The organism is Streptomyces sp. NPDC025721, from assembly GCF_055558595.1.
This window is the reverse complement of the sequence record NZ_JBVHMF010000024.1, coordinates 125,304-134,990: the sequence shown is the minus strand read 5'-3', so window position 1 is coordinate 134,990 and position 9,687 is coordinate 125,304. Positions and strand designations below refer to the sequence as shown.

11 protein-coding genes are annotated in these 9,687 nt (G+C 70.2%); 4 read left to right on the top strand and 7 right to left on the bottom strand.

Going from position 1 to position 9,687, the window contains the following annotated elements; translation table 11 throughout:
- Nucleotides 1-404 precede the first annotated feature (404 nt).
- Nucleotides 405-1,664, bottom strand: coding sequence for a tyrosine--tRNA ligase (gene tyrS / locus ACZ4EF_RS28275; RefSeq protein WP_467506869.1), 1,260 nt, complete (start codon nucleotides 1,662-1,664; stop codon nucleotides 405-407).
- A gap of 100 nt (nucleotides 1,665-1,764) precedes the next feature.
- Nucleotides 1,765-2,400 (bottom strand): DNA-3-methyladenine glycosylase, encoded by a 636-nt coding sequence (locus ACZ4EF_RS28270; protein WP_391044243.1) that lies wholly within the window; start codon nucleotides 2,398-2,400, stop codon nucleotides 1,765-1,767.
- Nucleotides 2,401-2,492: 92 nt separating this feature from the next.
- Between ACZ4EF_RS28270 and ACZ4EF_RS28265 the strand changes: the two genes are divergently transcribed.
- The 3 genes from ACZ4EF_RS28265 (at nucleotide 2,493) to ACZ4EF_RS28255 (ending at nucleotide 4,838) form a co-directional block, all read left to right on the top strand.
- Nucleotides 2,493-3,290: a sporulation protein gene (locus ACZ4EF_RS28265; RefSeq protein ID WP_467506867.1), complete on the top strand. Its 798-nt coding sequence runs from the start codon at nucleotides 2,493-2,495 to the stop codon at nucleotides 3,288-3,290.
- Between the two features lie 54 nt (nucleotides 3,291-3,344).
- On the top strand, nucleotides 3,345-3,884 hold the full coding sequence (locus ACZ4EF_RS28260) for a YbhB/YbcL family Raf kinase inhibitor-like protein (RefSeq protein WP_467506865.1): 540 nt from the start codon (nucleotides 3,345-3,347) through the stop codon (nucleotides 3,882-3,884).
- A gap of 444 nt (nucleotides 3,885-4,328) precedes the next feature.
- Complete coding sequence (locus tag ACZ4EF_RS28255; RefSeq protein ID WP_188279862.1) at nucleotides 4,329-4,838, top strand: HNH endonuclease; 510 nt, start codon at nucleotides 4,329-4,331, stop codon at nucleotides 4,836-4,838.
- Between the two features lie 82 nt (nucleotides 4,839-4,920).
- Here the strand turns inward: ACZ4EF_RS28255 and ACZ4EF_RS28250 are convergent, their stop codons facing one another.
- The 4 genes from ACZ4EF_RS28250 to ACZ4EF_RS28235 all read right to left on the bottom strand — a co-directional run bounded on the left by ACZ4EF_RS28250 (nucleotide 4,921) and on the right by ACZ4EF_RS28235 (nucleotide 8,238).
- Nucleotides 4,921-5,688: a sulfite exporter TauE/SafE family protein gene (locus ACZ4EF_RS28250; protein WP_355333633.1), complete on the bottom strand. Its 768-nt coding sequence runs from the start codon at nucleotides 5,686-5,688 to the stop codon at nucleotides 4,921-4,923.
- A 139-nt stretch (nucleotides 5,689-5,827) separates the two neighbouring features.
- A complete protein-coding gene (locus ACZ4EF_RS28245; protein ID WP_355333636.1) occupies nucleotides 5,828-6,784 on the bottom strand; it encodes an SPFH domain-containing protein in 957 nt (318 codons plus the stop codon).
- A 172-nt stretch (nucleotides 6,785-6,956) separates the two neighbouring features.
- The gene (locus ACZ4EF_RS28240) at nucleotides 6,957-7,388 is read right to left on the bottom strand and encodes an NfeD family protein (RefSeq protein ID WP_317452506.1); all 432 of its coding nucleotides are present in this window, start codon (nucleotides 7,386-7,388) and stop codon (nucleotides 6,957-6,959) included.
- 58 nt (nucleotides 7,389-7,446) lie between these two features.
- Nucleotides 7,447-8,238, bottom strand: coding sequence for an ABC transporter ATP-binding protein (locus ACZ4EF_RS28235; RefSeq protein ID WP_355333638.1), 792 nt, complete (start codon nucleotides 8,236-8,238; stop codon nucleotides 7,447-7,449).
- A gap of 123 nt (nucleotides 8,239-8,361) precedes the next feature.
- On the opposite strand from ACZ4EF_RS28235, the gene ACZ4EF_RS28230 reads away from it, so the two are divergent.
- Nucleotides 8,362-9,150, top strand: a complete 789-nt coding sequence (locus ACZ4EF_RS28230; protein ID WP_391044235.1) for a hypothetical protein — start codon at nucleotides 8,362-8,364, stop codon at nucleotides 9,148-9,150.
- A 169-nt stretch (nucleotides 9,151-9,319) separates the two neighbouring features.
- Here the strand turns inward: ACZ4EF_RS28230 and ACZ4EF_RS28225 are convergent, their stop codons facing one another.
- On the bottom strand, nucleotides 9,320-9,565 hold the full coding sequence (locus ACZ4EF_RS28225; RefSeq protein ID WP_188279867.1) for a chaplin: 246 nt from the start codon (nucleotides 9,563-9,565) through the stop codon (nucleotides 9,320-9,322).
- Between the last annotated feature and the right edge of the window lie 122 nt (nucleotides 9,566-9,687).

The window sequence follows — 9,687 nt, the reverse complement described above, 5'->3', positions numbered from 1 at the left end:
CATATCTGGCGTTGACTTTTGGCACGCTGTTGAGTTCTCAAGGAACGGAAGCTTCCTTCAGACCGTTTCACCGGCCCTCCGGGCTTTCCCTTCGTGTTTCCAACCCTACCAGATCCGCTGTGCGTTTCCGGCCCCTGATTGGATCGGGGTTTGTTTCCCGCCTTTCGGCGTGTCCACTACGTTAGCCCATTTCCCGGGCGACTCATAATCGAGTCCATCGAATTGGATTTTGGCGCACCAAAATACAGCCCGATGATCGGGAAGACGTAGGTAGTGGGTGGCCGCCCGGAGCGGCAGGGACTGATGTGAACCATCCCCACCGTTTTGGCGGCTTGGACTACGTTACGCACGAGCGGCGACCGAGTCAAGCTCGGCCGCCGCTCAAACGTAGATTTCCAGCCGTGTCAAGTGAGTTCGACCGCTCCGAGGTTCTTCTTGCCCCGGCGCAGCACCAGCCAACGCCCGTGGATCAGATCGGAGTCGGCGGGAACCGCGTCCTCGCTGGTCACCTTGGTGTTGTTGAGGTACGCGCCGCCCTCCTTGATGGTGCGGCGGGCGGCGGACTTGCTCGGGACCAGCTCGATCAGGGCCAACAGGTCGGCCACCGGGGCCAGTTCACTGACCTGCGCCTTCGGGAGTTCGCTGAGCGCGGCGGCCAGGGTGGCCTCATCCAGGTCGGCGAGTTCGCCCTGGCCGAAAAGTGCCTTGGAAGCGGCGATCACGGCGGCGCACTGGTCGGCGCCGTGCACCAGCGTCGTCAGCTCCTCGGCGAGGGCGCGCTGGGCCGCGCGGGCCTGCGGGCGTTCCTCGGTCGAGCGCTCCAGCTCCTCGATCTCCGCCCGCGAGGCGAAGCTGAAGATGCGCAGGAAGGTGGCGATGTCACGGTCGTCGGCGTTCAGCCAGAACTGGTAGAAGGCGTACGGCGTGGTCATCTCCGCGTCGAGCCAGATGGCGCCGCCCTCGGTCTTGCCGAACTTGGTGCCGTCCGCCTTGGTGATCAGCGGGGTGGCCAGCGCGTGCACCGAGGCGCCCTCGACGCGGTGGATGAGGTCGATGCCCGCCGTGAGGTTGCCCCACTGGTCGCTGCCGCCGGTCTGGAGCGTGCAGCCGTACCGCCGGTACAGCTCCAGGAAGTCCATGCCCTGGAGGATCTGGTAGCTGAACTCCGTGTAGCTGATGCCCTGGTCGGAGTTGAGGCGGCGGGCCACGGCCTCCTTGCTGATCATCTTGTTCACGCGGAAGTGCTTGCCGATGTCGCGCAGGAACTCGATGGCCGACAGGCCCGACGTCCAGTCCAGGTTGTTCACCATGGTCGCGGCGTTGGGCCCCTCGAAGGAGAGGTAGGGCTCGATCTGGGCGCGTACCCGCTCGACCCACTCCGCGACGACCTCGGGCGCGTTCAGCGTGCGCTCGGCCGACGGCTTGGGGTCGCCGATCAGACCGGTGGCGCCGCCGACCAGTCCGAGCGGGCGGTGGCCGGCGAGCTGGAGGCGGCGGATGGTCAGGATCTGGACCAGGTTGCCGAGGTGCAGGCTGGGCGCGGTCGGGTCGAAGCCGCAATAGACCGTGACAGGGCCGTCCGCGAACGCCTTGCGCAGTGCGTCCTCGTCAGTGGAAACGGCGATCAGCCCTCGCCACCGCAGCTCGTCGACGATGTCCGTCACGGGTCTCGTGTCTCCCTCTTGTGGGTGCTGGGGGTCGGATACGGCTTCGCGTACCCGGTGCGTGAAGCGTGTCCGAGGGTACGCGGTTCCGGCCAGTCGTTTATCGACGCTTGCGCGGGGCGTGGGCGCGGTAGGGGCTGACGGTGGGGTCGCCGTCGATCCAGTAGCGCCAGGGGTGGTCGGCGCCCGCGCCGCCGACGCCGGTGCGCGGGCCGGTGCGGACCAGGGCGGGCGGGGGCGGGGTCCCGGTGAGGACGCGCAGCGGTCCGCCGGGGCCGCAGGCGTCGGCTCCGTTGAGCGAGCGGTCGACGGACAGTGCGGTGGCGAGCCGGGCGGGGCCCTGGGCGAGGTCGCTGTCCTTGCGGGAGGTGGGGCGGTGGGCGCGGGCGAGGTCGGCGCCGGTGGTGATCTCGCCGCCGCGCAGCAGGACTCCGCTGGGGGTGCCTTCGGGGCCGCAGACCAGGTTGAGGCAGAACCACATGCCGTAGGTGAAGTAGACGTAGGTGTGTCCGGGCGGGCCGAACATCACGGCGTTGCGGTCGGTGCGGCCCCGGTAGGCGTGGGAGCCGGGGTCGTTGGGGCCGTCGTACGCCTCGACTTCGGTGAGGCGCAGGGTGACCGGTCCTTGGTCGGTGGTGCGGACCAGGGTGCGGCCGAGCAGGTCGGGGGCGATGTCCAGGACCGGCCGGTCGAAGAACGCCCGGTCGAGCGGGACCTGTTCGGGTGGCGTGATCACGGTTCAGGAGCGTAGTGGAACCGGACGGGGCGTCCCGGCGTTCGTAGAGTTCGCACAGCGTGAGCCAGTGGATGCGGTCAGGGAGAGTGCGTATGGGGTTCAGGAAGATGATGGCGAGTCTCGGGGCCGGCGGGGCGTCGGTGGAGACGGAGCTGCACCAGGCCGATGTGGTGCCCGGCGGGGTGGTCGAGGGTTCGGTGCGGGTGCAGGGCGGTTCGGTCGAGCAGCGGATACAGGGGCTGACGGTCGGGTTGCAGGCGCGCGTTGAGGTGGAGCGCAGGGACGCGCAGGGCAATGAGACGGAGTCCTTGCAGAACATCGAGTTCCATACGCAGCAGATCGCCGGCGAGTTCATGGTGCGGGCGGGGGCGGTGCACGATGTGCCGTTCTCGTTGGAGGTGCCGTGGGAGACGCCGGTGACGATGTTCATAGGGCGGCAGCTCACGGGGATGAACGTGGGGGTGACGACGGAGTTGCAGATCGCCCGCGCGGTGGACAAGGGGGATCTGGACCCGGTGAACGTCCACCCGCTGCCCGCACAGGAGGCGCTGCTCGACGCGTTCGGGCAGCTGGGGTTCGCCTTCAAGAGCGCGGATCTGGAGAAGGGGACGATGCGGAACACGCGGCAGCGGCTGCCGTTCTACCAGGAGATCGAGTTCCGTACGCCGGAGCAGTACCGGGGGCTCAAGGAGGTGGAGCTGACGTTCGTCGCGGACGGCGAGGAGATGGATGTCGTCCTGGAGATGGACAAGAAGCCGGGGCTGTTCGGCGGCGGCAGTGACACGTACCGCTCCTTCACGATGAGCATGCACTCCTTCGAGGAGACGGACTGGGCGGCCTATCTGCACCAGTGGCTCGCCGAGGTGGGCGGCAAGCGGAACTGGTTCTGACGGGGGACCTAGGCTCGGGGCGGAATCAATCGTGTGCGATCAGGAGGTGTCGAGGTGACCGAGCAAGCGCGACGGCCGCTCCCCCATGACTTCCACCCGCAGGTGCCGGAGTTCACCGTGGTGAGCGACGACGTGGTACCGGGCGGGGTACTCAAGGACGATCAGGTGTACGCGGCGGGCAATGTCTCACCGCAGCTTCGGTGGGAGGGGTTCCCGGCCGGGACGAAGAGCTTCGCCGTCACGTGCTACGACCCGGACGCGCCGACCGGCAGCGGTTTCTGGCACTGGGTGCTGTTCGACATCCCGGCGTCGGTGACGGAGCTGCCGCGCGGTGCGGGTTCCAGTGCTTTCCCTGGGCTGCCCGCGGGCGCGACGCACGCGCGGAACGACTACGGGACGCGGGATTTCGGTGGCGCGGCGCCGCCGCCCGGTGACGGGTCGCACCGGTATGTGTTCACGGTCTACGCGGTGGACACCGAGAAGCTGGGCCCGGACGCGGGCGCCTCGCCCGCGTTCGTCGGGTTCAATCTGCGCTTCCACACGCTGGGCAGGGCGCAGTTGATCGGTGAGTACGAGGTGCGGGCCGGAGGCTGAGCCGGTCGGTCTGTCGCGCTGAGCGCTCGGGATATTACGTTGCGCTCCGCCGTTCCCCGTCGCACAGTGGTGCGTGCCTGACGACGTGACCACCGTCCTCAGGCTGTCGGCACCGCGGTGGCGGGGGCGGCCGGGCGTCTGCGTCCGCCGTCTGCCGGAGTTCGGTCTGCGGGCCGGGCGTCCACGCCGACGGACGCGCTCCGGGTGCCCGTTCTACACGGGGGACGGCACCCGGAGCGCAGACCTTCCCCCGGGACGAGCCCCCGGCCGAGCCCGGAGGGACGCGGGGACGTGCCCCGGCGCGGAATCCGGGATGAACAGGACCTTTCCACCTGCCGATCTTCCGGTTGCGGCCGTGAAATTGCGTTGTCGGCGGCCGTGTCCCGGGGTCACAGTGGATCCACTTCGCCATGGGGGCGGGGCAGGGCCCGGGAGGTGGGCGGGATGCGTGAGACGCTGGTGCTGAATGCGAGCTTCGAGCCGCTGTCGACGGTGTCGCTGCGGCGTGCTGTCGTGCTGGTGATGCAGGACAAGGCCGTCGTGGAGCAGGCGCATCCCGGGCTGCGCATCCGTGCCGCCGCGGTGGAGGTTCCGGTGCCGCAGGTGATCAGGCTCTGCCGGTACGTGCGGGTGCCGTTCCGACAACGGGCCCCGTGGTCGCGGCGCGGTGTGCTGGTACGTGACCGGCACCGGTGCGCGTACTGCGGGCGCAGGGCCACCACGGTCGACCACGTGCAGCCGAAGTCGCGCGGGGGCGGTGACACCTGGCTGAACACGGTGGCCGCGTGCGGCGAGGACAATCAGCGCAAGGCGGACCGTACTCCCGAGCAGGCGGGGATGCGGCTGCTGGTCCGGCCGTTCGAGCCGACGCCGGCGGACACGCTGCTGTTGGCGCTGGGGGTGCGGGACGGGTTCGGGCTGCCGGAGTGGCTGCCCGTTCCGGCGTCGGCCTGAGCGCGCCTTCGCGTGCGGGGAATCGAGGTCGTGGGGCCGTGAGGTCCCGACGGGGCGGGGCCCTTCCCTTCGAGGAGGGGCCCTATTTCAGCAGGAGTTGGACGATCGCGGCGGTGCCGACGACGACGATGAGTCCGCGCAGGGCGGCGGGCGGGAGGCGGCGGCCGACGCGGGCGCCGATCAGGCCGCCGATGACGGCGCCGCCCGCGATGAGGCCGACGGCGGTCCAGTTCATGTGGGCGACGATGATGAAGAAGAGGGCCGCGACGCCGTTGACGACGGCGGCGAGGACGTTCTTCATGCCGTTGACGCGTTGCAGGGACTCGTTGAGCACCAGGCCCATCAGGGAGAGGTACAGCACGCCCTGGGCGGCGCCGAAGTAGCCGCCGTACATGCTGGCGAGCAGCATGCCGACGACGAGGGCGGTGCCGCCGTGGGCGGGGGCCTGGGTGCCGGTACGGTCGCGGCGGGCCTGGACGGCGCGGGCCAGGCGGGGTTGCAGCACGACCAGGACGAGCGCGATGGCGATGAGGACGGGGACGATCGCCTTGAACGCCGTGGACGGCAGGGTCACGAGCAGGACGGCGCCGATGAGTCCGCCGACGAGGGCGACGGCGCCGAGCCGCAGCAGGCGCGGTCGCTGGCCCTGGAGTTCACCGCGGTAGCCGATGGCGCCGGTGATCGAACCGGGCACCAGGCCCAGTGAGTTGGACACGTTGGCCGTGACGGGCGGCAGTCCGACGGCGAGCAGGACGGGGAAGGTGATCAGCGTCCCCGAGCCGACGATGGTGTTGATGGTGCCCGCGCCGATTCCGGCCGCGAACACGGCGAGGGCTTCCGGCAGAGTCATGCGTCGTCTCCATGATCTTCGCGCGTCCTCCCCGCCGTCGAGGTCGAGGGGTGCGCGGCGATCATGTCATAGGGGGCTGCGGCGGGCTTCCGGGCCGGGGCGGTCCTCGTCAGTGCTGGTCAGTGCTGGTCAGCGCTGGTCAGTCCTTGTCGAAGGGCGGGGACTCGCGGCGGGGGGCGGGCGCGGTGGCGGGCTCGCGTGAGCCGTTGCCGGGAGCGCCGGGGGCGCCCGGGAGGTTGACGATGCCGCCGAGGCCCTTGAGCGCGTCGTTCAGCTCGCTGGGGATGATCCACAGCTTGTTGGCGTCGCCCTCGGCTATCTTCGGCAGCATCTGGAGGTACTGGTAGGCGAGGAGCTTCTGGTCCGGGTCGCCCGCGTGGATCGACTCGAAGACCGTGCGGATCGCCTGGGCCTCACCTTCGGCGCGCAGCGCGGCGGCCTTGGCGTCACCTTCCGCGCGCAGGATCGAGGACTGCTTCTCGCCCTCCGCGGTGAGGATCTGGGACTGCCGGATGCCCTCCGCGGTGAGGATCGCGGCGCGCTTGTCACGGTCGGCGCGCATCTGCTTCTCCATCGAGTCCTGGATGGAGGTGGGCGGTTCGATCGCCTTCAGCTCGACGCGGTTGACGCGGATGCCCCACTTGCCGGTGGCCTCGTCCAGGACGCCGCGCAGTGCCGCGTTGATCTCCTCGCGGGAGGTCAGGGTCCGCTCCAGGTCCATGCCGCCGATGATGTTGCGGAGCGTGGTGACGGTGAGCTGCTCGATGGCCTGGATGTAGCTGGCGACCTCGTACGTCGCGGCGCGGGCGTCGGTCACCTGGTAGTAGATGACGGTGTCGATGTTGACCACCAGGTTGTCCTGGGTGATCACCGGCTGCGGCGGGAACGGCACGACCTGCTCTCGCAGGTCGATGCGGTTGCGGATGGTGTCGATGAACGGCACCACGATGTTGAGGCCGGCGCTGAGGGTCCGGGTGTAGCGGCCGAAGCGCTCGACGATGGCGGCGCTGGCCTGCGGAATCACCTGGACCGTCTTGATCAGCGCGATGAAGACGAGCACCACCAGGATGATCAGGACGATGATGATGGGCTGCATGTCCACTCCCCGCGCGGGTCGGCTGCGGGAGTACGACGTACTCCGGCATGATCAATTCTGGCAGAACGGCCGCCTGTCGCGGGCGGGTTCGGTGATTTCCCGGCCCTCGTCGGCGACGTTCGGATGTCGGGTGTTCGGATGTCGGGTGTTCAGGTGTCCGGAGGCCGGGTGTTCAGATGACGACGGCGGTCGCTCCGTCGATCTCCACCACGTCCACCTGCTGCCCCGGGTCGTAGACCCGGCCGTGCTCCAGGGCGCGGGCCGACCAGACCTCTCCGCCGAGTTTGATCCGTCCGTTGGCACCGCCGTCGACACGTTCCAGGACGACGGCCTGCTTGCCCTTGAGGGCGTCGACACCGCTGCGCTGTTCCGGGCGTTGCCGGTTGCGGTACGCGATGGGCCGTACGAAGACCAGCAGCGCGACCGAGACGACGACGAAGACGATCACCTGGGCGACGATCCCGCCGCCCATTCCGGCCGTGACCGACCCGGCCACCGCTCCGACGGCGAACATCCCGAATTCGGGCATCGCCGTGATCACCAGCGGTATCCCGAGACCCACTGCCGCTATCAGCCACCACACCCATGCGTCCACGTCGCCAATCGTAGGCGTGCGGAGGGCAGTTGCGGCAGTACGCAATGGAAACCCGGACGAAAACCCTTCAGGACAGCGGCAGTCCGGCGGCCGTCCAGCGGTCGCCGCGGCGCTCGACGACCAGCGGGAGGCCGAAGCAGCGGGACAGGTTGCGGGAGGTGAGTTCGAGGTCGATCGGTCCCGCGGCGACGACCTTGCCCTGCTGGATCATCAGGACGTGGGTGAAGCCGGGGGCGATCTCCTCGACGTGGTGGGTGACCATGATCATCGAGGGGGCGATGGGGTCGCGGGCCAGCCGGCCGAGGCGGCGGACCAGGTCCTCGCGTCCGCCGAGGTCGAGGCCGGCGGCGGGCTCGTCGAGCAGCAGCAGTTCGGGGTCGGTCATCATCGCGCGGGCGATCAGGGTGCGCTTGCGCTCGCCCTCGGACAGGGTGCCGAACTTGCGGCCGAGGTACTCGCTCATCCCGAGCCGGTCGAGGAACGCGCGGGCGCGGTCCTCGTCGACCTGCTCGTACCCCTCGTTCCAGGTGGCGGTCATGCCGTACGCGGCGGTGAGGACGGTCTCCAGGACCGTCTGCCTGCGCGGCATCTTCTCGGCCATGGCGGCGCCCGCCATGCCGATCCGCGGCCGGAGTTCGAACACGTCCACGTTGCCGAGCTTGTCGCCGAGGATCTGGACGGTGCCGGTGGTGGGGAAGAGATAGCTGGACGCGACATTGAGCAGGGTGGTCTTGCCCGCCCCGTTGGGTCCGAGGATGACCCAGCGTTCCCCCTCGGCGACCGACCACGACACGTGGTCCACCAGAGCCCGTCCGTCGCGGACCACGGATACGTCCACCAGCTCCAGCACATCGCTCATGAGCGCGTTGTCTCCCATTGCAGTCTCGGCTGTCTGCCGTGTGCGCGGGTAGGCACCGGCAGAAGGATCCCCCGGGGAAAACTTACGCCACCGCGCGACGGGTCCGTTCCATAGGCTGGGGGCATGCTTGATGAACCTCGCTCAGGGCGGCTGACCGCGTGGGGAAATGCCCTGCTTGCCGGACTTGCCGCCCCCGATGACGTCGCACAGGAGATCACGGCGGACGACGCCGTGCACCGGATCTCGGGGCTGCCGGGTGAGCACGTCCCGGTGGGGCTGACGCTGGGGCTCGGCAGGCTGCGCGCGCTGGGCGTGACGGGGCTGCGGCTCGCGCTGCCGGTGGCCGGGCATCCGCTGGGGCTGAGCGGGCCGCCGGAGTTCAACGCGCGGGCGCTGGCCGCGGGCGAGGCGGTGGTCACCGTCGGCGGCGCGGCGCTCGGTCTGGTGCCCGAGGTCCGCGAGGCGGGCCCGGCCGGCGATGTGCACGTCGAGGTCGAGTGGCGGTGCCTGCCGGTACGGGACGCGCCGCCCGCCGACGTACCGTCGCTGAGCGAGGCCGAGCGGGAGCTGGCCGAGGCGCTGCGGGACGCCACGAACGCGCTGGCGCGGCTGGACGTGGCGGGCGCGGGTCCGTCCGCGCACGCGGCGCTCGAGGCGTACCGGGCGCGCGCCGAGCGCGGCGGCGAGGTGCTCGCGCCGGGGTATCCGCCGCGCGCGGTACGGGTGCTGGCGCTGGCGCAGCGGGTCGCGGCGCTGGTGGAGATCGCCTCCGACGGGCACGGCGCGGCGGTGAGCGCCTCGCAGATCGCGGCGCGGGCGGAGCTGCTGCGGCCGGTGGAGCGTACGGCGCGCAGGGCGCAGGTGGCGGCGTACAACGCGTATGTCGAGGAGGCGGAGCGGCGCAGGACCTGACATCCCCGCGCGGGGCGCGGCACGGGACCTGACGTCCCCGCGCGGGGCGCGGCGCGGGACCTTACATTCCACGGCGCGGCGGCGCGTGGGGAGGCCCCGCGGCTACGGGGAGGGATCCCGTACCGCGGGGCCTTCGGCGAGGCGGGCCGGAAGTCCGCGTCGTCCGTGGTTACTTGTTGACGGCGACGTTGCCGAACGCCGGGTTCAGCAGGCCGATCACGTTCACCGAGTTGCCGCTGAGGTTGACCGGGATGTGCACCGGAACCTGCACCAGGTTGCCGGAGCCCACGCCCGGGGACTTCACGGCGGTGCCGCACGCGTCGGCGCCGCTGGCGGCGGAGGCCACACCGGTACCGGCGACGGCCAGGCCGCCCGCCACGAGGGTGACGGTCGCGGCCTTCTTGAGGTTCATCACTTCGAACTTCCTCTTTGCTGGGGGCACCTCCCAGCCGTGGCTGGGGGTGCACCGCGGCAATCCGCCGCGGTACGCCCTGCAGAACGGGTCACCGTGGATCAGGTTGCGCCGTTCGGACGACA